This window comes from Ectopseudomonas toyotomiensis (genome assembly GCF_017167985.1).
Lineage (GTDB): Bacteria > Pseudomonadota > Gammaproteobacteria > Pseudomonadales > Pseudomonadaceae > Aquipseudomonas > Aquipseudomonas toyotomiensis.
Genome location: NZ_CP070505.1, coordinates 3,977,921 through 4,002,157, shown reverse-complemented (window position 1 = coordinate 4,002,157; position 24,237 = coordinate 3,977,921). Strand labels below are relative to the sequence as shown.

25 protein-coding genes are annotated in these 24,237 nt (G+C 62.5%); 15 read left to right on the top strand and 10 right to left on the bottom strand.

What is annotated here, in order from left to right; all coding sequences use genetic code 11:
• Positions 1-235 precede the first annotated feature (235 nt).
• From JWV26_RS18520 to JWV26_RS18480, 9 genes are all read left to right on the top strand, one after another.
• Complete coding sequence (locus JWV26_RS18520) at positions 236-1,261, top strand: methyl-accepting chemotaxis protein (protein ID WP_420890303.1); 1,026 nt, start codon at positions 236-238, stop codon at positions 1,259-1,261.
• Positions 1,262-1,282: 21 nt separating this feature from the next.
• Positions 1,283-1,648: a response regulator gene (locus JWV26_RS18515; RefSeq protein WP_003245288.1), complete on the top strand. Its 366-nt coding sequence runs from the start codon at positions 1,283-1,285 to the stop codon at positions 1,646-1,648.
• 1 nt (position 1,649) lies between these two features.
• Positions 1,650-1,976: an STAS domain-containing protein gene (locus JWV26_RS18510; RefSeq protein WP_206417523.1), complete on the top strand. Its 327-nt coding sequence runs from the start codon at positions 1,650-1,652 to the stop codon at positions 1,974-1,976.
• A gap of 13 nt (positions 1,977-1,989) precedes the next feature.
• Positions 1,990-4,206, top strand: coding sequence for a chemotaxis protein CheA (locus JWV26_RS18505; protein WP_206417522.1), 2,217 nt, complete (start codon positions 1,990-1,992; stop codon positions 4,204-4,206).
• 13 nt (positions 4,207-4,219) lie between these two features.
• Entirely contained in the window at positions 4,220-5,860 is a 1,641-nt protein-coding gene (locus tag JWV26_RS18500; protein ID WP_206417521.1) for a methyl-accepting chemotaxis protein, read from the top strand.
• A gap of 10 nt (positions 5,861-5,870) precedes the next feature.
• On the top strand, positions 5,871-6,380 hold the full coding sequence (locus tag JWV26_RS18495; RefSeq protein ID WP_072425969.1) for a chemotaxis protein CheW: 510 nt from the start codon (positions 5,871-5,873) through the stop codon (positions 6,378-6,380).
• A complete protein-coding gene (locus JWV26_RS18490; protein WP_206417520.1) occupies positions 6,380-7,189 on the top strand; it encodes a CheR family methyltransferase in 810 nt (269 codons plus the stop codon). Before JWV26_RS18495 ends, JWV26_RS18490 begins: the two co-directional genes overlap by 1 nt.
• A 22-nt stretch (positions 7,190-7,211) precedes the next feature.
• Positions 7,212-8,282: a protein-glutamate methylesterase/protein-glutamine glutaminase gene (locus JWV26_RS18485; RefSeq protein WP_074912875.1), complete on the top strand. Its 1,071-nt coding sequence runs from the start codon at positions 7,212-7,214 to the stop codon at positions 8,280-8,282.
• 235 nt (positions 8,283-8,517) lie between these two features.
• Positions 8,518-9,162, top strand: a complete 645-nt coding sequence (locus tag JWV26_RS18480; protein WP_093049339.1) for a response regulator — start codon at positions 8,518-8,520, stop codon at positions 9,160-9,162.
• Between the two features lie 8 nt (positions 9,163-9,170).
• Here JWV26_RS18480 and yegS read toward each other — a convergent pair whose 3' ends face one another.
• Positions 9,171-10,073: a lipid kinase YegS gene (yegS, locus tag JWV26_RS18475; protein ID WP_093049336.1), complete on the bottom strand. Its 903-nt coding sequence runs from the start codon at positions 10,071-10,073 to the stop codon at positions 9,171-9,173.
• 177 nt (positions 10,074-10,250) lie between these two features.
• Between yegS and JWV26_RS18470 the strand changes: the two genes are divergently transcribed.
• Positions 10,251-10,949, top strand: a complete 699-nt coding sequence (locus tag JWV26_RS18470) for a pirin family protein (protein WP_021488545.1) — start codon at positions 10,251-10,253, stop codon at positions 10,947-10,949.
• Between the two features lie 187 nt (positions 10,950-11,136).
• On the opposite strand, the gene JWV26_RS18465 is transcribed toward JWV26_RS18470, so the two are convergent.
• The 3 genes from JWV26_RS18465 to JWV26_RS18455 are packed head-to-tail and all read right to left on the bottom strand — an operon-like array spanning position 11,137 to position 15,911.
• Entirely contained in the window at positions 11,137-12,696 is a 1,560-nt protein-coding gene (locus JWV26_RS18465) for an FGGY-family carbohydrate kinase (protein WP_206417519.1), read from the bottom strand.
• A gap of 45 nt (positions 12,697-12,741) precedes the next feature.
• Complete coding sequence (locus JWV26_RS18460; RefSeq protein WP_206417518.1) at positions 12,742-14,313, bottom strand: glycerol-3-phosphate dehydrogenase/oxidase; 1,572 nt, start codon at positions 14,311-14,313, stop codon at positions 12,742-12,744.
• 2 nt (positions 14,314-14,315) lie between these two features.
• Positions 14,316-15,911 (bottom strand): FAD-binding oxidoreductase, encoded by a 1,596-nt coding sequence (locus JWV26_RS18455; RefSeq protein ID WP_206417517.1) that lies wholly within the window; start codon positions 15,909-15,911, stop codon positions 14,316-14,318.
• A gap of 125 nt (positions 15,912-16,036) precedes the next feature.
• Here JWV26_RS18455 and gliR point away from each other — a divergent pair, with 125 nt between their 5' ends.
• Positions 16,037-17,071 carry an AraC family transcriptional regulator GliR gene (gene gliR / locus JWV26_RS18450; protein ID WP_093049324.1) on the top strand — a complete coding sequence of 345 codons (1,035 nt, stop codon included), beginning with the start codon at positions 16,037-16,039 and terminating at the stop codon, positions 17,069-17,071.
• Here gliR and JWV26_RS18445 read toward each other — a convergent pair.
• The 4 genes from JWV26_RS18445 to JWV26_RS18430 are packed head-to-tail and all read right to left on the bottom strand — an operon-like array spanning position 17,068 to position 19,535.
• On the bottom strand, positions 17,068-17,667 hold the full coding sequence (locus JWV26_RS18445) for an HvfX family Cu-binding RiPP maturation protein (RefSeq protein ID WP_206417516.1): 600 nt from the start codon (positions 17,665-17,667) through the stop codon (positions 17,068-17,070). The two genes, gliR and JWV26_RS18445, sit on opposite strands and share 4 nt — an antisense overlap.
• A gap of 5 nt (positions 17,668-17,672) precedes the next feature.
• Positions 17,673-18,383: an HvfC family RiPP maturation protein gene (locus JWV26_RS18440; RefSeq protein ID WP_206417515.1), complete on the bottom strand. Its 711-nt coding sequence runs from the start codon at positions 18,381-18,383 to the stop codon at positions 17,673-17,675.
• Complete coding sequence (locus JWV26_RS18435) at positions 18,380-19,222, bottom strand: HvfB family MNIO-type RiPP peptide maturase (protein WP_206417514.1); 843 nt, start codon at positions 19,220-19,222, stop codon at positions 18,380-18,382. Before JWV26_RS18435 ends, JWV26_RS18440 begins: the two co-directional genes overlap by 4 nt.
• Before the next feature lie 19 nt (positions 19,223-19,241).
• A complete protein-coding gene (locus tag JWV26_RS18430) occupies positions 19,242-19,535 on the bottom strand; it encodes an HvfA family oxazolone/thioamide-modified RiPP metallophore (RefSeq protein WP_112210593.1) in 294 nt (97 codons plus the stop codon).
• A gap of 526 nt (positions 19,536-20,061) precedes the next feature.
• On the opposite strand from JWV26_RS18430, the gene JWV26_RS18425 reads away from it, so the two are divergent.
• From JWV26_RS18425 to JWV26_RS18415, 4 genes are all read left to right on the top strand, one after another.
• The gene (locus JWV26_RS18425; protein WP_206417513.1) at positions 20,062-20,688 is read left to right on the top strand and encodes a hypothetical protein; all 627 of its coding nucleotides are present in this window, start codon (positions 20,062-20,064) and stop codon (positions 20,686-20,688) included.
• Between the two features lie 83 nt (positions 20,689-20,771).
• Positions 20,772-21,869 carry a hypothetical protein gene (locus tag JWV26_RS18420; protein ID WP_206417512.1) on the top strand — a complete coding sequence of 366 codons (1,098 nt, stop codon included), beginning with the start codon at positions 20,772-20,774 and terminating at the stop codon, positions 21,867-21,869.
• A gap of 143 nt (positions 21,870-22,012) precedes the next feature.
• Positions 22,013-22,417, top strand: coding sequence for a 4-fold beta flower protein (locus JWV26_RS24650; RefSeq protein WP_420890274.1), 405 nt, complete (start codon positions 22,013-22,015; stop codon positions 22,415-22,417).
• Between the two features lie 81 nt (positions 22,418-22,498).
• Complete coding sequence (locus JWV26_RS18415) at positions 22,499-23,077, top strand: hypothetical protein (protein WP_206417511.1); 579 nt, start codon at positions 22,499-22,501, stop codon at positions 23,075-23,077.
• Positions 23,078-23,393: 316 nt separating this feature from the next.
• Here JWV26_RS18415 and JWV26_RS18410 read toward each other — a convergent pair whose 3' ends face one another.
• Positions 23,394-23,627 carry an anti-sigma factor family protein gene (locus JWV26_RS18410; RefSeq protein WP_206417510.1) on the bottom strand — a complete coding sequence of 78 codons (234 nt, stop codon included), beginning with the start codon at positions 23,625-23,627 and terminating at the stop codon, positions 23,394-23,396.
• Positions 23,621-24,223, bottom strand: a complete 603-nt coding sequence (locus JWV26_RS18405) for an RNA polymerase sigma factor (RefSeq protein WP_206417509.1) — start codon at positions 24,221-24,223, stop codon at positions 23,621-23,623. Before JWV26_RS18405 ends, JWV26_RS18410 begins: the two co-directional genes overlap by 7 nt.
• Positions 24,224-24,237: the final 14 nt, after the last annotated feature.

The following is a 24,237-nucleotide window of genomic DNA, read 5'->3' as shown; positions in this document are numbered from 1 at the left end:
CAGCTTGGCTTTCTGCCACCATACTCGCTGCCCTTTACAGATACCAGCCTGCCCTGTCTCGAGCAATCGTCATCGGGGCGCCCCTAGGGGCCCCTAGGGGAGTCCCCGATATCGCACCGACGTACCAGTCTCTATCGTTGAAGCATTCCCCCTCCGATAGAGATCAGCTCCCGTGCTCGCCTACTCCGCTCTCTGGTCAGGTATCGCCATCAGCCTCGCCGGGCTTGCCGCCGGCATGCCCTGGCTGATCGGTGCAGGCTGCGCCATCAGTGCGCTGGCCGCGATTTTTCAGCGCCCCGTGCGTGCGCCCCTGCCTCTCGCTGCAAGCCTGGATGAAGCCCCCATCGACGCGGCGCCGCAGCCACGTGTCGAGCCGCTGCTGCTCGAAGTGCTGCCAGCCTGGAGCCAGAACCTCGGCCAGGTGCGCCAGCTGGTACAGGAAAACATCCAGCGTCTGTTCGAACGCTTCGCCGGCCTCAGCGGCCGCCTGGAGCAGACCCTGAGCAGTTCGGAACAGGCCATCGGCGGTGGCGGCGTAGCCGACAGCCTGCGCGAGGCGCATCAGCGCCTGGACGAAGTCATCGCCTCCTTCCATGGCGCCAGTGCGCGCAAGAACGAGCTGCTCGGCACCATCGCCCATCTCGACAGCTACGCCAGCGAGCTGCAGAAGATGTCGAAATTGGTGCAGGACATCGCCAGCCAGACCAACCTGCTAGCCCTCAACGCCGCCATCGAGGCGGCCCGCGCCGGCGAGCATGGCCGCGGCTTCTCGGTGGTCGCCGACGAGGTGCGCAAGCTCTCCAGCCTGTCCGCCGAGACCGGCCAGCGCATGGGCGAAAAGGTCGGCGAAATCAACCAGGCGATCCGCGCCACGGTGATCGCCGCCGAGGAACTCTCCGGCAGCGAGAAGAGCAATCTCGATTACCTCGACCAGGTCGCCGGCGAAGTGATGCAGCGCCTGAGCACCAACCTCGACGAACTCTCCAGCAGCTCCCTGCAGCTGCAGCAGGACGCCCGCACCACCCAGGCAGACATCCAGGAAATCATCGTCAGCCTGCAGTTCCAGGACCGCAGCGACCAGATGCTCGACCATCTGCAGATCGACCTGGGTCGCCTGCAGCAGGCCGTACGCGAGCAGGACGGCATCCTCGCCAACCCGACACGCTGGCTCAAGGAACTGCGCGACCGCTTCACCACCGATGAAGAGCGCCATGGTGGCCGGCGCAGCGCCAAACAGCACGACGACGTGACCTTTTTCTGATCAGCCAAGGAGCAACCCGGCATGGCCAAGACCATTCTGATAGTCGACGACTCCCTCTCCATGCGCCAGCTGGTGAAGATGACCCTCTCCGGCGCCGGCCACACCGTCATCGAGGCGGTGGACGGGCGCGACGCCCTGAGCAAGCTCAACGGACAGAAGATCAACCTGATCATCAGCGACGTGAACATGCCCAACCTCGACGGCATCGGCCTGGTCAAGGAAGTGAAGGCGCGCAACGAATACCGCTTCACCCCCATCGTCATGCTCACCACCGAGAGCGAACAGGGCAAGAAAGCCGAAGGCCAGGCCGCCGGTGCCAAGGCCTGGATCGTAAAGCCGTTCCAGCCGCAGCAATTGCTGGCGGCCGTCGACAAGCTGGCCAGCTGAAATGTTCGAACTGATCCATGACCCACGGCAGCAGCCCGAGCGCCTGGCGCTGGTCGGCAGCCTGACCATCTACGAGGTGCGCCAGGCCCACGAGGCGTTGCTGGCCGCGCTGATCGGCAGCACCGCGGGCGGCCACTGGCAGCTCGACCTCGGCCAGCTGGAAGAACTGGACAGTGCCGGCGCCCAGCTGCTGTTGGCCCTGCAGCGTCAGCTGAGGCAACAGCAGACGCGCCTGGAAGTCGTCAGCACCGCCGACGCTCCGCGCGAGCTGCTGGAGATGCTGCGTCTGCAGTCGCTCCTTCCCACACCCCCAACGGCGCAGGCCTGAGCCGGAGACGCAGATGCTCAATGGAGATCAATGGAGCCAACTGCTCCGCGGTTTCATCGACGAAGCCGGCGACCTGATCAAACAGGCCGAGGAGTACCTGCTGCAGCTGGACCAGACGCCCGAGGACGAAGATGCGGTCAACGGCCTGTTCCGCGCCATGCACACCCTCAAGGGCTCGGCGGGGCTGTTTTCCCTGACGCCACTGGTCAGTTTCACCCATCACCTGGAAAGCCTGCTGATGTCGGTGCGCGACAGCCAGCGCACGCTGGAGCCCGCGCTGGTCTCGCTGATGCTGCGTTGCCTGGACGAAATCGCCAGCATGGTGGGGCTGATCGACGTCGACTCCGGCGAGCTGCCGGTAGACGAGACGCACCAGAACGAACTGCTCGCCGCCCTCGCCGCCTATGGCGCGCCCGCAAGCGTCGAGCCCACTACCGCGCCAGTGGTCCCTTCACGTTCCTGTGCGCAACGCGGCATCTTCGAGCGCTGCGCCGGCTGCGACGCGGATGGAGCCTGGCACATTTCCCTGCGATTCGAAGCGGATCTGCTGCGCAACGGCTTCGACCCAGCGTCCTTCGTTCGCTACCTGACGCGTCTGGGCGACATCCTTCGCCTCGAAGTGATCGACGAGGCCCTGCCTTCGCTGGCCGAGATGGACCCGGAGAGCTGCTACATCGGTCTGGAAATCGACCTGTGCAGCGAAGCCAGCAAGGCCGAGATAGAGGAAGTTTTCGCGTTCATTCATGACTTCTGCACCCTGCGCATCCTGCCGCCACACAGCGCCCAGGAGGATTATCTGCGGCTGATCCAGGAGCTGCCGGAAACCGACCAGCGCATCGGCAGCATGCTGGTCGCCAGCGGCCTGCTCACCGAGCACGAACTCAACCAGGGCCTGGCCCTGCAGGCACAGGCAGAACCGGAGAAGGCGCCACTGGGCAGCCTGCTGGTGGAAGAAGGCATGGTGGCGCCGCAGGTGGTCAATGCCGCCCTGGCCAAGCAGCAGTCGGTGCGCGAAAAACGCAGCCAGGAAAGTACGCAGATCCGCGTCGCCGCGCACAAGCTCGACGAACTGATCAACCTGGTCGGCGAGCTGGTGATCAGCGCCGCCGGCGCCCAGCTGCGCGCCCAGGCCCACGGCGATGCCGGTTGCGTGGAAAGCACGCAGACCGTCAACCAGCACGTCGAGCAAATCCGCGAGGCGGCGCTGAAACTGCGCATGATCGAGATCGGCGACACCTTCAACCGCTTCCACCGGGTGGTGCGCGATGTCAGCCAACAGTTGGGCAAGGACATTCGCCTGCAGATCCGTGGTGCCGATACCGAGCTGGACAAGTCGGTGATCGACAAGCTCGCCGACCCGCTCACCCACCTGGTACGCAACGCCATCGACCACGGCATCGAGTCCGCCGAGCAGCGCCTGGCCGCCGGCAAGCCGGCCGAGGGCCAACTGCAGCTCAATGCCTACCACGAGTCGGGAATGATCGTCATCGAAGTGGCCGACGACGGCCGCGGGCTGAATACCGAGCGTATCCGCCAGAAGGCCATCGACCGCGGCCTGATCGACGCCCAGGCCAACCTGGCCGAACCGGACATCCACGCCCTGGTGTTCGCCGCCGGCTTCTCCACCGCCGACAGTGTCTCCGATCTCTCCGGCCGTGGCGTCGGCATGGATGTGGTGCGCAGCGTCATCGACGGCCTGCGCGGCAGCATCGAGATCGATTCCGTGCTCGGCGCCGGCTGCACCTTCCGCATCCGCCTGCCGCTGACGCTGGCGATCATCGACGGCTTCCTGATCAGCCTCGGCGAAGAATTCTTTGTAGTCCCTTTGGACATGGTCACCGAGTGCCTGGAAATGGATGCCGATCAGCTCGGCGACAGCACCTACGGTTACCTGACCCTGCGCGGCAAACCGCTGCCGTGCATTTCCCTGGCCGCGCACTTCGACCTGCCGGCCAGTCGCAGCAAGCGCCGCAACATCGTGGTGGTCAACCTCGGCCGGCAACAGGCCGGGCTGGTAGTCGACCACCTGCACGGCGAACTGCAAACCGTGATCAAGCCGCTTGGCCTGCTGTTCCAGCATCTCCAAGGCATCGGCGGCTCGACCATCCTGGGCAGCGGGCAGGTCGCCCTGATCCTGGATATCCCCAGCCTTTTCCGTCATCTGCAAAACCATGTCGAAGCCAACGGCGGCGATCGTCGCCAGTCGCATCCGCACATCAGCGGCTCCTGAGGAGTAACCCACCATGCAATTCATCCGCAATCTCAAGATCGGTGTCAGGCTGATCGCCGGCTTTACCCTGGTGGTGATCCTCACGGTCGCCATCGGTGCGCTGGGCATCCGCAACCTGGCCGAGGTCAGCCATCTGTCCGACCGCATGTACGAGAACGACATGCTCGGTCTCAATGCCCTGCAGGAAGCCAATACCCAGCTGATCGTCGCCGGCCGCTCGCTGCGGGCCGCGCTGCTGGCCAGCGACGAAGCCGGCCGTGACACGGCTGCCAACAGAGCTTTCAAGGCCCTGAGCGACACCAAGGCGCTGATCGAGCAATCCAAGAACTCCTTCCTGACCGCAGAAGGCAAGGCCTACGTGGATCGTCTGGACGATCCGCTGAACGACTACGCCGTGCTGCTGGAGCAGGTACTCAGGTCCTATCTGGCCTCCGGCGCACTAGCCTCGGAGACGCTGGCCAGCGCGCAGATGCCCGAGTTGGCCCGACGCGGCGATATCATCGACAACCTGCTCAGCGAGGTGGTTGTGCACAAGCGCGAGCGGGCCAAGGATGCCAATCAGCAGATCACCGATATCTACCTGAGCTCGCGCACCCAGATGATCGTGTTGATCCTGATCGCCGCCGCGCTCGGCTTCGCCATCGGCATCTTCATCACCCGCTCCATCTCGCGGCCGCTGAACCGCGCGGTGGGCGTCGCCAACAGCCTGGCCGAGGGTGACCTGACGGTCAGTGTAGAGGTCGATAGCCGCGACGAGACCGGCCGCCTGCTGGCCTCGATGCAGCACATGACCGAGCGCCTGCGCAGCGTCATGGCCGACGTGCGCAGTGCCGCCGACTCGCTGTCCTCGGCTTCCGAGGAGGTCAGCGCCACTTCGCAATCACTGAGCCAGGCCGCCACCGAGCAAGCCGCCAGTGTCGAGGAAACCACCGCCTCGGTAGAACAGATGTCCGCCTCCATCGCGCAGAACACCGAGAGCGCGCAGATCACCGACGGCATCGCCGGCAAGGCCGCCAACGATGCCGTGCAGGGCGGCCAGGCCGTGCGCGACATGGTGCTGGCCATGAAGCAGATCGCCGACAAGATCGGCATCATCGACGACATCGCTTACCAGACCAATCTGCTGGCCCTCAACGCGGCGATCGAAGCGGCGCGCGCCGGTGATCACGGCAAGGGCTTCGCCGTGGTGGCGGCCGAGGTGCGCAAGCTCGCCGAACGCAGCCAGGTGGCCGCCCAGGAAATCGGCGGCGTGGCCAGCAACAGCGTGCACCTGGCCGAACAGGCCGGCGCCTTGCTCGATCAGATCGTGCCGAACATCCAGAAGACCTCGGACCTGGTGCAGGAGATCACCGCCGCCTCACAGGAACAGAGCACCGGCGCCGGGCAGATCAATATCGCCATGGGCCAGATGAACCAGATCACCCAGCAGAACGCTTCGGCTTCCGAGGAGCTGGCGGCCACCGCCGAGGAAATGAACGCCCAGGCCAGCCAGCTGCAGGAGCTGATCAGCTACTTCCACCTGGGCACCGGCAGCGCAACCAAGCCGCCGCGGCGCGACGAGCGCAGCCCGAGCAACGTGCGCGAGCTGCGCCGCAGCGAACGCAAGACGTCTGCGGCACCGGCCGATGAAGGCCAGTTCGTCAACTTCAACTGAGGGCCCTGGCATGAATGGTCTATCCGCCAGCCATCAGGTGGCGCCACCGGACAGCGTGCAGCACCTGTCGTTTCGCGTGCGCGACGCGCGCTACGCCCTGCCCATCGAACTGGTGCGGGAAATCATCGAGTATGGCCAGGTAACCACGGTGCCGATGATGCCGAGCTTCATCCACGGCGTGATCAACCTGCGGGGCAACGTGGTACCGGTGCTGGACCTGGCCGCGCGCTTCGGCTTCGAGCTGACCCGGCCGGGCAAACGCACCTGCATCGTGATCATCGAGCTGAACCTGGATGAGCAACAGCAGCGCATCGGCCTGGTGGTCGATGCGGTCGACGCGGTGCTCGACATCGAGCCGGGCGAGGTCGAGCAGGCGCCGCCATTCGGCGCCGGCATCCGCACTGACTTCATCGCCGGCATGGCCCGGGACAATGGTGGTTTCACCATCATCATCGATGTACGCCGGGTGCTCTCGCTCGACGATATCCGCCAGTTGAGCCTCGCCCAGCAGGCCAGTTGATGCCCAGCGGTCACCTGCCCAAACTCAATGATCAAGACTTCCGCTTCCTCCAGCGCCTGATGCTGGAGGAATCGGGCATTCGCATGGCCGAACAGAAGCGCACCCTGGTCGCAGGACGCCTGATGGGCCGCCTGCGCTCGCTGCAGCTGCAGGACTACAGCCAGTATCTGCAACTGCTCAACCGGCCGGAATCGGTGGACGAACGGCGTACCGTGATCGATCTGCTGACCACCAACGAAACCTACTTCTTCCGCGAGCCGCAGCACTTCACTGTGCTCGGCGAGTGGGTGGCCAGGCAGCGCCGGCCGCTGCACCTGTGGAGCGCCGCCAGTTCCTCCGGCGAAGAGGCGTTCAGTATGGCGATGACGGTGGCCGAACATGCACGCACCCAGGACTGGTCGGTGTTCGCCAGCGATATCAGCCGTCGGGTGCTGGATCGTGCGCGCAGTGCCACCTACTCCATCGACCAGGCCAGCCAATTCCCCGCCGGCTGGCTCAAGCGCCATTGCCTGCGCGGTGTGGAGGAAAGCGAGGGGCTGCTGCGCATCAACCAGCCGCTGCGCCATCGGGTGACCTTCGCCGAGGTCAACCTGATGCGTCCGCTGCCTCAGGGCATCGGCCCGTTCGACGTGATCTTCCTGCGCAACGTGCTGATCTACTTCGCTGCTGAACAGAAGCGCGAGATCGTCAACCGCCTACTCGAGCGCCTGCGCCCGGGCGGTCTGCTGTTCATCGGCCATGCCGAAAGCCTGCATGGTTTCGGCCTGCCGCTGCGTACCCTGCGCCCGTCGGTTTTCGAGCGCCAATGACGCCACAGCCTGGAGTGCCAAGATGCCCAGCGCCGCACAGATCAAGGTATTCATCGTCGACGACTCGGCGCTGGTGCGCCAGGTGCTGACTGCCTGCCTCGAAAGCCATCCCGGCATTCAGGTGATCGGTCAGGCCGCCGACCCGCTGTTCGCCCTGGAGAAAATGCACAAGCAATGGCCAGACGTGCTGGTGCTGGACGTGGAAATGCCACGCATGGACGGCATCACCTTCCTGCGCAAGATCATGGCCGAACGGCCGACGCCGGCGATCATCTGCTCCACCCTCACCGAGGCCGGTGCCGCGGTGACCCTGGATGCACTGGCAGCCGGCGCGGTGGGCGTGTTCACCAAGGCCAGGCTGGGCCTGCGCGAAAGCCTGCAGCAGATGTCCGGCGACCTGATCCGGCAGATCGAGATCGCCGCCCGCAGTCAGCCACGCGCCATGCCGCGCAAGGCCGTCGAAGCGCCGCCCGCCGCGGCAGTAAAAAGCGAACGCGCCCCGGCTGTTGTTCACCTGACCACCACCGACCGGGTGGTAGCGCTAGGCACTTCCACCGGCGGCACCCAGGCCCTGGAGGTGGTGCTGCGTCAACTGCCGGTGGATTGCCCCGGCATCGTCATCGTCCAGCACATGCCGGAGAAGTTCACCGCTGCCTTCGCCCAACGTCTGGACAGCGTCTGCGCCATCGAGGTGCGCGAGGCGCGGCATATGGACCGCGTACGCCCCGGTCTGGCGCTGGTGGCGCCGGGCGGCCGCCACATGCAGCTCAAGCGCAGCGGCGCGCAGTACTTCGTCGAAGTGCTCGACGGCCCGCCGGTCAACCGCCACCGGCCTTCGGTGGACGTGCTGTTCCGCTCGGTGGCCCGGCATGCCGGGCACAACGCGCTCGGGGTAATCATGACCGGCATGGGCGACGACGGCGCCCGCGGTCTGCTCAGCATGCGCGAAGCCGGCGCGCGCACAGTGGCCCAGGACGAGGCCAGCTGTGTGGTCTTCGGCATGCCCAAGGAGGCCTTGCGCCTCGGCGCAGCACAGGGCACCGAATCGCTGCAGGGCATACCGCGGTTGATCGAGCAGTACGGGCGCGGCTGAGGCCGCTTGGCTTGACCGATCCGTCAGGCCCGACCTGACATCTCGGCAGCATCGACTATGCTCTGCCGGTGCGGCGCCGCAGTTTCATCCCTCGGATTCGCAACACCCTCCGCGTCACCTGCAGGCCGGCCGCTTGCCATGGATCTCCGGACTTCTGTCCGGACAAAAAAGGAGCGTCCCTCATGCACAGTTCCTCTCTTCAAATCCCACTTCGACCTGCCAGGGCGTTGCGGCCATGACCTGCCGGGTGTTGCTGGCCGACGACCATGCGGTAATTCGCGCCGGCGTGCGCGCGATGATCCAGGACATCGACGACTACACCATCGTCGGCGAGGCCGAGGACGGCAAGGAAACCGTGGAACTGGCCCGCGAGCTGGAGCCCGACATCATCCTGCTGGACATCTCCATGAAGCGGGTCAGCGGTCTCGAAGCTCTGCAGGTACTCAATCGTCACTCGCCAGACTGCAAGGTGCTGATCCTGTCCATGCACACCGGCCCGGAAGTGGTACTCGAAGCCCTGCAAAAAGGTGCCCACGGTTACCTGCTCAAGGACGCCGCGGCGTTCGAACTGCGCATGGCGCTGGAAGCGGTGCGCCGCGGCGACCGTTATCTGAGCTCGGCCATTGTGCAACCGGTGATCGAACAGGCAGTCTCCAAGGTCAACGCCCATTCCGAGCACGGCCTGACCCAACGTCAGCTTGAGATCCTGCGTCTGATCACCCGTGGTGAATCGACCCGTTCCATCGCCAACGGCCTGGGGCTGAGCGTTAAGACCGTCGAGGCACATCGTGCACAGATCATGAAACGCCTGCAGATCCACGACGTGCCGAGCCTTGTGCTCTACGCGGTACGCGAGGGCATCATCAGCCCGGACGACTGAGCGGCTGCCTAGCCGGCACCGCCCAGCAACGCGCACCCCGGCGGCAGGTGCATGCGCAACGCTGCCGGGCGAGTTTCGAAACGCAGGCGATTGCTTTGCGTCGGCTCGCCATCGAGATTCAGGGCCAGGCCTTCCGGCGCCTCCAGCTCGACCTGGGGCAGCCGCGCACGGATCGACACCGTCTCCAGCCCGAGCATACCTCCCGACAACAGGGTGCCAAGGGTCGCCGGAATGTCCTGTGGCGCTGGCACGATGCACAGGTCGAGCATGCCGTCGTCGGCAAGCGCTTCCGGGCACAGCACGTGGCCGCCCCCGGCCTGACGACCATTGCCGATGCCCATGGCGAGAAAATCTCCTTCCCACTCGAAACCGGGCCCGTGGAAACGGCCGAACGCCGAGCGCAGTTCGGCAAATCGGCTGAGGCCGGTGAGCAGATAGGCAGCGCCGCCGAAAACCTTTTTCAGATCCTCGGAGGTATGCGCGGTAACGGTGGAGCCGAAGCCGCCGGTCGCCATGTTGAGAAATACCCGTCCGTCCGCCAGGCCCAGATCCACCGGGCGGGGTTCGATCTCGAGCAACTGCAGGGCTTCCATCGGCGCCAGCGGTACCCCGGCAGCACGGGCGAAGTCGTTGGCGGTGCCCAGCGGCAGCATGGCCAGGCTGGCCTCGCCGCCGGCCTCCAGCATGGCCTCGGCGACATCGCGCAAGGTACCGTCGCCGCCGCCCGCGATCACGGTCGGGTAGCCGCCGGCCAGCCCCTCCTGCACCAGGCGCTCGGCGTCGCCGGCCTCCCAGGTCAGGCGCACGGCCAAATCCCAGCCGCGCTCACGCAGGCCGTTCACCGCTGCCCTCACTTCTTCGTTCAGCGCCTGCTTGCCATGCAGGATCAACCAGGCCTTGCGTTCGCGCATTGCGCGTCCTCCTTGAAAGGATCAGCGAAAGCCCAGTGCCTGGCCCCCGCAGAAATTAATCAAATTAATCGATATCAATACCGCAAAAATTGCGCTTTTAAATCGATCAATCCAAATGGATCATTCACCCATCAACGCTGCACGGGACTGAACTCGTGCATGACTGGAGGATTGACCATGATCGATGTACGTCCGTTCGAACAACTCGGTGGTGCTCACCACGGCTGGCTCAACGCCCGTCACCACTTTTCCTTCGCTGAATACTACGACGCCGAGCGGATGAACTGGGGCCGTCTGCGCGTCTGGAACGACGACGAGATCGCACCGCACTCGGGCTTCCCGCCGCACCCGCACCGCGACATGGAGATCATCACCTACGTTCGCGAAGGTGCCATCAGCCATGAGGACAACCTGGGCAACAAAGGCCGTACCGAGGCCGGCGATGTGCAGGTAATGAGCGCCGGCACCGGCATCGCCCACAGCGAGTACAACCTGGAGGATGAAACCACCAAGATCTTCCAGATCTGGATCCAGCCGAACCAGGCCGGCCTGCCGCCCTCCTGGGGCGCCAAGCCTTTCCCCAAAGGCGACCGCTCGGGATCGTTCGTCACCCTGGCCAGCGGTTACGAGGAAGATGTCGACGCCCTGCGCATCCGTACCGACGCACGCCTGGTAGCTGCCACGGTAAAGGCGGGAGAGAGCGCCGAATACGCCCTGCAACCGGGTCGCAAGGCCTATCTGGTGGGCGCGACTGGTGCTTTCAGTGTCAACGGCGTAGCCGTCAAGGCACGCGATGGCGTGGCCATCGCCGATGAAACGCTGATCCGCATCGAGGCGCAGGAAGACAGCGAGATCGTGCTGGTGGATGTCGCCTGATGCACAAACCCATCGCCCTCCACTTCGGAGGGCGATCTTTTTTCTGAAGTGACGTAGGGCGTACTCGGCTTTGGCTTTCTGCGTCGCTCTATCTCCTGCATCCATGCAGTCGTCGCGAAGCAGTACGCCGCTGAGTTGGTGTAGCACCAAAGAATGGCGGACTGTTCGCTTCGCTCCTGAGTCCGCCCTACGCCGGGTAGCCGGTGATCTTGCGAATGCGCTGGTACAGCGGTTTGAGCTGACGGTACATGCGCTGATAGACCTGCCCGTAGAGCTGCTGGTAAACCCGCTGGGCCTCCGGGTTCGGCTGGAATACCTGGCCGACGCGGGTCATGGCAGCGATGGCGCTCGGGTAATCCGGGTGCAAGCCCAGACCTACCGCGCAGTTGATCGCCGCACCCAGGCCGCTGGTTTCGTACAGATGCGGGCGCTCGGCCGGCAGGCCGAAGATATCGGCGGTCAGTTGCATCGCCGCATCGCTCTGCGAACCGCCACCGGACACGCGCAGGCGCTCGATGCGGGTGCCGGAGCGCTTTTCGATACGTTCCTTGCCCTGACGCAGCGCATAGGCCAAACCTTCGAGAATGGCGCGATAGATATGGGCACGGGTGTGTACATCACCAAAACCGATGATCGAACCCTTGGCCTCCAGCCCCGGCTCACGGATGCCCGGCGTCCAGTACGGCTGCAGCATCAGGCCCATGGAACCCGGCGGTACGGCGTTGACCAGCTCGTCGAACAGCGCCTCGGGCGGCACGCCCAGCGCCTCGGCGCGTTGCATCTCGCGCAGACCGAACTCGCGCTTGAACCAGCTGACCATCCAGAAACCGCGATAGATCATCACCTCGGTGTTGAAGTGATCCGGCAGCGCCGCCGGATACGGCGGAATCAGCGGGATGGTTTCCAGATAGCGGCTGCGTATGGTGTTGATGGTCGCCGTGGTGCCGTAAGACAGGCACGCGGTGCTGGCCTCCAGCGCGCCGGAGCCGAGCACTTCGCAAGCCTTGTCGGCGCCGGCGGCGATCAGCGGCAGGCCCTCGGGAATACCGGTATAGCGGCTGGCCTCGGCGCTGATCTGGCCCAGTCGCTCGCCCGGCTTGAACAGCTCGGGTAGTTGCTCGGGGCGCACCTTCAGCGCCTGCCATTTCCAGTCGCCCGGCGCCGCCCAGCGCAGGCGCTTGTAGTCGAAAGGTAGGTAGGCCACGCAACTGCTGGCCGAATCGACGAAGCGACCACACAGGCGATGGGTGAGAAAACCCGAAAGCAACAGCACCTTGTGCGTGCGTGCCGCAATGTCCGGCTGATGCTGAGCCACCCAATTGACCTCGGCCTGGCCACGGAAATGATCGACCGCCTCCTCGGCACGCGCCAGCTTGAACAGCCAGCCCCAGGGCCCTTTGATCCGCCCCGCCACCTCGGCGCGGCGTTGGTCGAGCCAGAGAATCGCCGGGCGCAGCGGCGCACCCTGCTCCTCGACATGGATGATGCTGCCGCGCTGGGTGGTCACGGCCACTCCCTTGATCAGGCGGCGGTCGATATCCACCTGTTGCCACAGCAGCCGGCAGGCCTCGCCGAGGCTGGCCCAGTAGTATTCCGGGTCCTGCTCGGCCCAGCCCGGCTGGCTGGAAAAATAGGGATCCAGCTCCACCTTGCCCTTGGCCAGCAGGTTGCCCTGGGTATCGAACAGCAGCGCGCGCACGCTCTGGGTGCCGTTGTCGATGCTCAGCAGGTAGCTTGGTTCGCTCAAGGTGTGGTCCTTATCGTGGTCGTTCGTTGGTGCGCACAGCGCACCCTACGGCAGGCTGTAACAGCGTTGCCATAGCGCCAGGTAGTTGGTTTCTTCCTGCTGCCAGCGCGCATCGCTCCAGCCGAGCCGTGGTTGGCACAGCGCGCGGATACGCGGCAGCTCGGCGCGGCCGCCACCTGCCAGTAGCAGGCCCAGGCGGGTGCGGCGCAGCAGCAGATCGTCCAGGTGCAGCACCAGCTCGCCCTCGGCGGCCCAGGCCAGTTCGGCCCACAAAGTGTCGGTACCGGCAACGCAATCAGCGCCGATTTCGTCGATCAAGCGCAGTACCTCACCCAACTGACGACCATGGCGCCCGGCCAGACGGCGTTGCTGCGCCGGAGTCAATGCCGGCATCGGTGTCGGCGCACTCGCAGCGAAGACCGCGCCGCCCTGATCATCCACCGGCTTGCCGACGAACGTGGCACAGGCACGCAGCACCTCCAGCGCCAGCAGGCGGAAAGTGGTCAGCTTGCCGCCGGCCAGGGTCACACTGCCCGGTTCGATCCACAGCGCATGCTCGCGCTTCTCGTCGGAGGGTTTCAGAGCGCTGCCACCATCGCTCACCACCGGGCGCACGCCGGCCCAGGTTGACAGCACGTCGGCGCGCGTGACCTCGGCGGTCGGGAACTGCTGGGCACAGGCGGCCAGCAAGTAGTCGACCTCCTCGGCGCTGATGGCGGCTTCATGATCGAGCTCGTCATCATGATCGAGATCGGTGGTGCCGATCACCGTCGCGCCTTCCCAAGGGAAGACGAATACCGGCCGTCCATCCGCGACGTGCATAAAGCTGAAGGCATGCGCCACCGGCAGGCGCCAGTTTGGCAGCAGCAGGTGGCTGCCGCGCAGCGGACGAATGCGACCATTGCCAGGCTGGCGCAGGCGATCGGCCCAGGCACCGGTGGCCTGCGCAACGGCGCGGCTGCGCAGACGGTAGCGGTTGCCCGTCTCGATATCCTCGGCTAGCACGCCGACCACCTGCCCCGCTTCACGCAACAACTCGACCACACGCATGCCATTGAGCGCCTCGCCGCCTTCGGCGCGCGCCTCGCCCAGCACGCGCTGCACCAGGCGGGCATCGTCGGTCACCGCATCGAAGAAGCGCGTGCCGCCGAGCAGGCCGTTCTCGCGAATACCGGGCGCCAGGTAGCGCAACTGCTGCAGCGGGTAGAACAGGTGATTGCGCTTGCCGGCCAGGGCGTCGTACAGACTGAGCAGGCCGCCGAATACCTTCGGCCCAGGGAAGCCGCCGCGGTAGTGCGGCATGACGAAACTCAACGGCTCTACCAGTCCTGGAGCCTCGCCAAGCAGGCGCTGGCGCTCGCGTACCGAGTCCCGGGTCAGCCCCAACTGCCCCTTGGCGACGTAGCGCAGCCCGCCATGGACCATCTTCGACGAGCGGCTGGAGGTGCCCCAGGCGAAGTCGCGCTGCTCCAGCAACAGGCAGCGCCAACCGCGCCGCGCCGCCTCACGCAGGATGCCGGCACCGCAGATGCCGCCGCCGATCACCAGCAGATCCCAGTCATTCGCGGCCAACTCGGGCAGCGCGCGCATGCGCCAGGTGGCGTTCCAGGGCTCCATGCTCAGTCCTGCAGCAACACGCCAGGCGCCAGGCGCTGGTCGGGGTCGAAATGCATGGCCAGGCTGCGCAGCGTGGCCATGCCCAGCTCGCCCTTCTCCGCCGCCAGGTATGGCGCGTGATCGCGACCAACACCGTGCTGATGACTGATGGTGCCGCGGTTCTCGACGATGGTACGGCTGGCCGCCGCCTTGAGCCGCTGCCAGCGCGCCATGGCGGTGGCGTAATCGGCGCCGGGGCGGAATACGTAGGTGGTGTAGATGCTCGAACCTTCGCCGTAGACGTGCGACAGGTGGGTGAAGACGTGCACTCGCTCGCCCTCGCCGGCCAGCTCGTCACGCAGGCTGGCCTCGACCCTGTTCAGCAGGTTGTCGACGTTGGACCAGTCGGTGGCGGTTTCCAGGGTGTCCACCAGGTAGCCGCGCTCCCACAGACCGTGACGCAGATAGGGGAAGCGGAAGCGGTTGTGCTCCCACTTCTTGCCCAGCAGGTTGCCGGTGAATACGCCGCCAAAACCTTTCAGCAGGCGCCGCGCCTGTTTCAGCGAGGCGGCGTTCTGCACCCGACTGCCGGTGACGCCAAAGGTCAGCATGCATTTCTCGTCACGGGCGCCGCGCAGCGCCAGGTACTTCTCCAGCAGCGCGATCTGCTGCGGGTGGCCGGCCAGGGCCAGCTGCGTACGGGTTTCGATGGCGTTGGACAGGCGCAACATGGACAGTGGCACCCGCGCCTGCGCCAGCGTGCGGATGGCGCTCAGCGCCTGCTGCCAGCTGGGCAGGAATACCGCATAGAAGCGTTCCTGCTCGGCCAGGCGACTGATGCGCACGCGCACCTCGGAGATCACCCCGAAGCGCCCTTCCGACCCCAGCACCAGCTCGCGCAGATCTGGGCCGGCGGCCGACGCCGGGAAGGTGGGGATCTCCAAAGTGCCGGCGAAGGTCTCCAGCTTGCCGCCGGCGAACAGTTGCTCGATGCGCCCGTAGCGCAGCGACTGCTGGCCGCTGGAGCGGCTGGCGACCCAGCCGCCGAGGGTCGACAGCTCCCAGGACTGCGGGAAGTGCCCCAGCGTATAGCCACGGGCGCGCAGTTGGCTCTCGACTTGCGGGCCATTGGCGCCAGGGCCGAAGGTGGCGATCAGGCTGTCTTCGTCGATATCCAGCAGGCGCGTCATGCGCTCCAGCGACAGGGTCAGCACCGGGCGCTGGCCGGCCTGCGGGTTGATGTGGCCGGCCACTGAAGTACCGCCGCCGTAGGGAATCAGGGTGACGTCATGCTTTTGCGCCCAAGCCAGCAGCTCGCGGATCTGCTCGGCACTTTCCGGGCAGGCGACGCCATCGGGAAACAGGCCGAACTCACCGGAGCGCATGGCCAGCCAGTCCGGCAGGCTCTGGCCACGGGCATGGCGCACGCGCACTTCGGCGTCCTGACAAATCAGTGGATGCGGCGCCAGGCGCGACGCCGGCACGCGCGCCAGCACCTCCTGCAAGCTGGCATCGGCCAGACGCTGGCCCGGCCCGATCAGCTCGGCGAGAAAGGCTTCGCCATGGGCCGGCAGTTCCACCTCGGTCGCTTCGTCTCCCCATCCGTTCCAGCGTCGCATCGCATCCCCCATTCCGATCAGCACTTATGGCTGCCTATACTAGCCAGCCGCCGATTTCCGTCACTGTCGAATCGGGACAGGCCTTATCGCCAATCAAGACAGGCACCCCAGAACAAGAAGAATCCATGGAAAACCTCGGCTATACCTCGGTTCCCGCCCTGCTCAAGTACCTGCGTCAGGCCGAACAACTCGGCCTGGACATCGACCGCGCCCTGGCCGCAGCCGGTATCCAGGCGCAGGACCTGGCCGACAACGGCAAGCGGATTCCCAGCGAGGTGCATGAGCGCCTGCTGATGCATTTGATGGAGATGTCCGGCGACCCGTTGTTCGGCCTGCACTCGGCGCGTTTCGTCCAGCCCGGCTCGTGGAGCGTGCTCGGTTACATCGCCATGAACTGCGCCACATTGGGCGAAGCCATGGGCCGCATCGTGCCCTACGAGAAACTGGTGGGCGACATGGGCACCAGCCGCATCGAAGCCGCCGAGGATCACGTGCGGCTGATCTGGAGTTGCCGTCATCAGGCGCCGGACGTGCGCCGCCACATGGTGGAGAACGTGCTCGCCTCCTGGCTGTTGTACGCGCGCTGGATCGCCGACTCCGAACATTCGCCGCGCGAGGTCTGGTTCGAGCATGCGCAACCGGCCGGTACCGAGCTGGAGGAATACCAGGCGCTGTTCGGCTGCCCGGTATTGTTCGAACAACCCTGCAACGCCCTGCTGGTGCCGTTGGACTATCTCGGCGTGCCGCTACGCCAGGCCGACGCCAACCTGCTGCGCACCCTGGAAGAACATGCCCTGACCCTGATGGCCGGGCTGGACGAGGACGAGCCGCTGCCGCGACGGGTGAAGAACGCCCTGCGCCTGCTGCTCAAGGACGGCCTGCCGCGCAAGGAACGGGTGGCGGAGAAGTTCGACATGACCGTGCGCACCCTGCAGCGCCACCTGCAGCAGGCCGGCACCAGCTACCAACAGATACTCGACGAGCTACGCCAGGAGCTGGCCGAGCACTACCTGCTGCGCAGCGACCTGGCGATCCAGGACATCGCCTGCTACCTGGGTTTCACCGAGTCACGCTCGTTCCACCGCAGCTTCAAGAGCTGGACCGGGCAGACGCCGGGCGAGTTTCGCGAAAGTCGACGTCGCGACAATCCGCTGGGCTAGCGCGATGGTCGGAAACGCCGCGCGAGCCAGTAATCGACGCTCAACCAGCGCCCTGCCCCGCTGAAGAACAACGCCACCAGCATCACCAGGTAGGTGGCGGCGAACTCGATACCGTTGTTCAGCACCACGAACTTGCCGCTACCAGTCAGCCAGTCGTAATTGCCGTGCTCACGCAGGATGTTGCGCGCCCGTTCGAGCTTCTCCGCCGCCGCCAGCACGCGCTCGTTGGCGAACGGCGCGGACGGGTCGGCAATCGCCTGCCAGCCATAGGGCCAGTGCACGGCGAAGATCGCCACCAGCATGGTGACGATCAGCGGAATGCTGATCCAGCGCACGGCAAAGCCGAACAGCAGCAGGATGGCGCCACCGGCCTCGGTCAGCGCTGCCGCCCAGGCCAGCAGTTCGGGAAACGGCAGGCCCAGGCCCCAGTCCGGATTGCCGAACCAGGCGGCGGTAGCGTCGATGTCGGCCAGTTTCTGTGTACCGGCCATCCAGAACACCGGCACCAGATACAGGCGCAGCAACAGCGGGCCGAGAAAATCCAGGCGCCGGGTAGCCTCCAGCGCATCCTGGAAACGATTGAGCAAAGCGATCATGGTGGTCAGTCCTCGGAATACGGAAACCAGATATCGCGCGCCTGCCAGTCATCCAGCAGCGCACGGGCATTGTCGAAATAGGCACGATCCGCCGCCAGGCCATGGGCCGTGGCCAACTCCAGCTGCGCCTGCACAGGCGGCTCGCCGGCCTGTAAGCGCAGCGCCAGTTGGTAGGCGAACGGCGCCAGTTGCATGAAGCGCACCTGATCCTGGCGGTCGCGCCAGACCAGCAGGCAGGTCGGCTCGGCAGGCGGCTGCGTGGGTTGATGATCGACACCGATCATCTGCACCGGCCAGCGATACGCCAGCGGCCAGGCTAATGGCGACCAACCGCGCTCGGGCAACTGCGCATCGCTGACATCCAGCGCCAGCTCGACCCACTCGTAATGCGCCAGCTCCAGCATGAACGCAGGGTCGTCAGGCTCGGCGCGATAACCCTGCTGCAGCCAGGCAATGAACTCCTGGCTGATCTCAAGAAAGTAAGGCGTGCTCGCCCGATGCTCGGCGAAGAACGCCCGCAGCAGCCGCTGCCAGCGCTCGGCCCCGAGAATCCCGCGCAGCACCGGAAAGGCGCCGCCGACGAGGCTGGCGACGTTGTTGAAGAACAGCTCCTCGTAAACCGCCATGCGCTCGGCCGTGATGCCCGGCAGCAATGACTGCGCCTCAGGCTGGCGAATACGTGTAGCGAAGTCGCGCTGCCGTTCGATGCCGCTCATGTGCCGTACCTGCTCAGCGGTTGCGCCGCCTGTTGCAGGCCGCGGATATGCGCCAGCTCGGCATACAGCTCGGCCAGCGGCGGGAAGTTGAAATCGCGCTCCAGCAGCGTTGGGCGCACGCCATGCTGCACGTAAGCGCTGCTCAGCAGTGCCCACACCGGGTCGATCACCGGCGCACCGTGGGTGTCGATCTTCAGGTCTGCCGCCTGATCGTAATGACCGGCGACGTGCAAATAGGCGATGCGCTCACTGGGCATCGCGGCAATGTAGGCCTCGGCATCGAAGCCGAAGTTCAGGCTGTTGACGTAGACGTTGTTGACGTCCAGCAGCAGTTGGCAGTCGGCACGTTCCAGCACGGCGCGAACGAAATCCGCCTCGTCCAGCTCGCCGGGCAGGCGCGCGTAGGCCGAGACGTTCTCGATGATCAGCGGCCGCTCCAGCACGTCCTGAACGATGCGCACACGCTCGGCGATGCGCAACACCGACTCTTCGGAAAACGGCAGAGGCATCAGGTCATACAGCTGGCCATCGTCGGCGCAGGCCGACAGGTGTTCGCTGTAGGCCAGCACGCCGTGCTCGTCGAGAAAGCCCTTGATGGCGTGCAGCAGTTCCAGATTAAGCGGCGCGAAGCCGCCGAGGTTGAGGGACAGACCATGGCACAGCAACGGCCGGCGTTCGCTCAGGGCGCGCAACTGCTTGCCCAGGCGGCCACCGACACCGATCCAGTTCTCCGGCGCCACTTCGAGAAAGTCGGCGCCGCTGGCATGATCGCCGATTAGCTCGGCGAGCAGCCCGCGACGCAGGCCGAGACCGGCGCCGGTGAGGTGTGCGAGGTGCATGATCCGTCCTCCCCTGCCCTTACTCGCTCTTCTCGCCGCCGCACTTGCCTTCGCCGCATTTACCCTCGGCATCGGCCTTCTTCTCGGCACCACACTTGCCCTCGCCGCACTTGCCTTCCTTATCGGCTTTCATCTCGCCACCGCATTTGCCTTCGCCACAGGAACCTTCCTGCGCCTTCTCGGCAGCGGCCAGGCTGTAGCCGCTGGCCAATTCCTGCGCAGCGAAGGGGTTGCTGGCGGCATGGGCAGTAAACGCCATGGAAGTCAGCAGTGCAGCGCCCAGGGTGGCAGTCAGGGTATTGAGTTGTTTCATGGCATCTCTCCATCGGTTTCGAATACGGCGCCAGGTTGGCGCCCTCGCAGCAATGGACGAGGCAGGGATGCGGGCGTTACAGCGGGCGAAAAAAGTTTTTCGTAGCCCGGATGAAATCCGGGAGCGTTGTCCGCTACCAGTCGCGGCTACGACTGCATGGATGTAGGAGGTAGAGCGAAGCAGGATGCCAGAGCCGAAAGCCCCTCCCACAGGCACCAAAACATCCACCGCACCCGTGGGAGGCGCTTCAGCGGCGAGGCTTTCGATAGACAGTAGCCCGAACAGCCAGCGCAAACGGTGGATGAAAAAGTGTCATCCACCGCGCGCGGTGCGCCAAGCGTAATGCTGAAGCAAAAAGAGGAGGTCAAGCGAATACAGCGGACTGCCGGAGCACAGCGATAAGGCCATGACTGGAAAGGATTTTTAGTGCGAAGCGAAACGGGATGGTGCGGAGTTAGATGGAAGGCTCTACTATCAGATTAGTATCGCCCTCCATCTAATGACTGTTATACACACAAGGCCAACTATGCTTGAAATAATTCAACAGAATCCTTTGGTAAGCCTGGCCTTGGTAATCATTCCAGCTATTGCCGCGGCCTGGAAAATTTTTGATACCCTATATGTAAAGCCGCGAGATTTCCGCATTTCCGTATTAGAAAAAAACCTTGATGAACTAAAGAAAGAATTTCAGCGCCCAGAGCAAATTCAATTTACTCCGCAGCGCACCAACAACGAATTTACGCCCGAACCAAAATTACCCACCTTACAAACTGATTCAGTTCAAAACATTGAAGCTCTGAGCCAAAGCACGACGTTACTGAACGATATGGTTTCCTTTTATAAATCATGGAAAGACGCCGCACTAACTGAGCTCCAGCGCAGTCACTTCGAAAAGAGCTATACAGGCCAAAAAATCCTCTGGCGCGCTCGCCTAGGCGATGTTACAGAAGAAAAAGATGGGTTACTTTGGACAAGCCTCATGCCCGAAAGCGAACCGACTCATGCCGCACATGTGGTTGCTGTGTTCGACTCAAAGCACAAAGAAGCGCTCCTAATTTTAAGAAAAGGCGATGTGGTTACAGTTTCAGGAGTAATAGATCGCTTCTTTTTGTCTCCATTAATAAGGGACTGCACCATTTCACGTGGCGTATAACAACTGATTCAAACCGTTCGCTTCGCTCACTGGGACGGGCTAAAGCCCGCCCCTTAACCAAGCGTTAAGCAATAGGAGAAATGATGGCTCAAGGGATAGTTGCTGATAATTGGTCTCTTCAAGATATTATGACCCTTTTTACTGATGGGCTTGAGCGCGATGCTGCTGGAGAAATTGTACTTGAAGATGAGAGGCATTCTTATAGGCCTATTTCAAGTGCAGTTATTCAGACAGAGGCTCTATTTGATTTTATTACAGACCTCATACTTCGTGATGAAATATTGGTCGAAGAAAAATTTACGTATTCATGGGAAAGGATTAATAGCCCAATACTTGAGGCAAAAAGCCTTGGTGTTGTGCGCGCTTACCCTTTCTTGTCTGAGCCCGAAAAAATAGCAGGGCCACGTGATCGGATAATAGAGCACATTTGTTCGACAGAGTCTTTGCGACAAGCTCATCAAGAAAATGTTGATGGTTGGAATGATCATAGAATAACGCCACACCCACTTTTGTCGGCGACACTGTGGGGAGGGGCTGGGATGTGTGCCAGAAGTTTCGTGTACAAAAAAAGCTACACCCCACACCCCCTGAGAAAAAGATTGTTTGTGAATTCTGGGTTCATGTTGCCCGCAGCTGATGCTTTACATCAGCTGACGACTTTTTTAAATGATAAAAAAGTAAGCGTGACTAAGAAGATATATGGCAATGATGCCCTTTTTTCGTCATATATCAATATTCCAGCGTTGCCTATTAGGGTAATTCAAGAATCTAGCTCGGCCGATCAAATGATTTCCATTGCCCTACAAATGAGGGATGATTTTCAGTCACTGCGTGATTGGTTGAAAATGTTCCAAAATGCAATGAGCGATGATGACACCGAAAGCCTTTTGAAGTACCGGCGGCAGCTGGATTCAGTAAGCCAATATGTGGACAAGAAAATCGGATATGGTTCTACCTCCACTCCTGTAACAATGGAAGCGGGAATGGGTATTTTCAAAATTGCCACCCAAGGCAACCCTCTGGAGAACATAAGGAATCAATTTGGCGTAAGAGCCACACTTAACAAACTGATATTTGGAAGTGCTGGACGAACGGAGATAAAGAAATATATCCGTATGTTTGGCGAGCACGGTTCAGAAATTGGCTACGACATTGAGCGCTCCTTTACTCAAAATGCTTAACAAGGTGGTGCAGTGGAACCAGTTACGCTACGAAATTTTATGGTATCGCTTCGCTCTTCTGACCATAAAATTTACTCCACTACACTGGCCCACTGACCACGACGTTAGGCATCTATGCTAATGACATTTAACACGGAGAGTTTATGAATAGCGAGTCCAATCCATTTCCAGAAGGCGAAATTACGCCTTTTTATGACTGCACTGGCGCGCCACTTTTTTACCTATACAGCAACGGCGAGCACTTTTACCATTACGACGGAACTCCGCTAGCCTACCTTTATAACAATGAATACATAATTTCATACTCAGGCCAATATCTAGGCTGGATATATAATGGAAGCATCATTGATTACAGGAATGGGGAATATGCATTTTTTACAACTCATAGTTCTGGTGGGCCATCGCGCCCCAGCCGAAAATCGCGCCCAAGCAGATCATCCAGGATGAGTAGACCTTCTAAATCAAGCCGCGCAAGTAGACCATCACGTCCATCAAGGAAAATTAAATGGAGTGAGCGAAGTAACATGAGCTTTTTTCCTGACTATTAGGTGATCATGCCGAGATTTGCCTAAGAACTGGTTCAAATCGCTCACTGGGACGGGCTAAAGCCCGTCCCTTAACCATACGTTATGGCTGCTACCGTGATAATACATACAACCACTACAGGCTGGCTAAACTTAGACGCGTGGTCAGAAACATACATTGCCGCTCATTGGCTAGTAACAAATGAGCTTCCAGCGCATGAGTATCAATCCGAGACTCATCACGGGCCACTCTCTCAAATGGTCCTGATAGCGGCACATCAATTGATCGAAATAATGTTCTTCCAATGCGTGAGAGTCATAACCGATGGCAACCCAAAACAATTCACAAAAATCGAAAATAAGTATCAAAATACCTCATTTAAGAAAGCCCTAGAAGAATGGCCAGAAATTATAACTGGCACGAAGTTTGACCTAACTCAAGAACCCTTGAAATCAGCAGACCATTTAAGAGCACGGCGCAATGCAACTGTGCATAAGCGCTCAGCTTTAACGTCTCTCGAAATGGCAAGGTCAGCACTATTCTCCGCAGTAGAAGCATCGAAAGCCATATCCGAGCACTTACTTGGAGAAGCCGGATTCAAATATAATTCCGTTCTATATAAGTACCCACTGAAGCAAGAGCAATGGTTTAGCCAGGTTAAACTCATTAATGAGGCAACCTAACAAATGGTATATGGACTCTCCCCACAAGTAGTGAGTAAAGCTTTGCCTTTGCACCTGTCGTCAGCGCGGTTGCATTCGTATATCCGGCCTGTTGTGGGCTTTTCGCCCTGGCCATTCTGTAGTTCGCGCAGCGGGGGCCAAGCGTTCAATCGATCCCTGGGATCATCATTGTTATCGGCCTTGCTCCGCTGCAGGACTCCCCCTGCTCGACAGCAAGTAGCCCGAACAACTACCGCAAGCGGTGTATGAAAACAGCATCATCCACGCAATGGCTTGCCTGGGAGTGCGACACCAAGCCGTCCACCAAGCACGCTGTTCACCCCTGATTACGCCGGTTCTGCGCCAGGCGCTCGGCCAGCGCGTCGAGTTCGGGTAACTCCTCATCCGGCATCTGCCGAATCACCACCTGGGTCAGTTTCATCTGGCGGATGAAACGTCGGCAGTTGCCGCACATGGCCAGGTGCGCGCGTACGGCCAGGCGCTGGCGTAGCGTCAGTTGGCCGTCGAGATAATCGCTGGAATGAGCGACCAATTCCTTGCAGGTCAGCATTGGCCTGTCTCCTCGAAATGTTCCAGGGTGGCAAAGACTTTCAGGCGTGCCCGGTGCAGCAGCACACGGGCATTGGAGAGGGAGATGTCGAGAAGATTACAGATCGCCTCCAACTCCAGGCCCTGACGCTCGCGTAGCACCAGCACGCTGGCCTGCAACTCTGACAGGCTGGCCAGGGTGTGTTCCAGGCACTGGCGCAGTTCGTCCTCGGTGAGCAGGGCTTCGGGGCTGTCCTGGTGCCAGGCATGCGGCGCCAGCAGCCAGTGGCCGTCATCGGAGAAACGCTCGTCGCCGACCGTGCCATGCGGCGCAGCCAGGTCGTCGAGCAGCACCTCGCGACGGTTGTGCTTGAGACGGGTCTTGGCGGTATTGGCGGTGATGGTCAGCAGCCAGGTCTTGAGACTGGAGCGCCCCTGAAAGCCGCTGAGGCTGCGCACCACGGCGAGCCAGGCATCCTGCACCACCTCATCGGCATGGCGGCTGCCGACGATGGCGTAGGCCACCGCGCGCATCGCCCCCTGGTAGCGAGCTACCAGCTCGCGATAGGCCGTCTGCTCACCGGCGAGCAGACGATCCAACAGATCGGTATCGGACATAGAACTCCCATGGT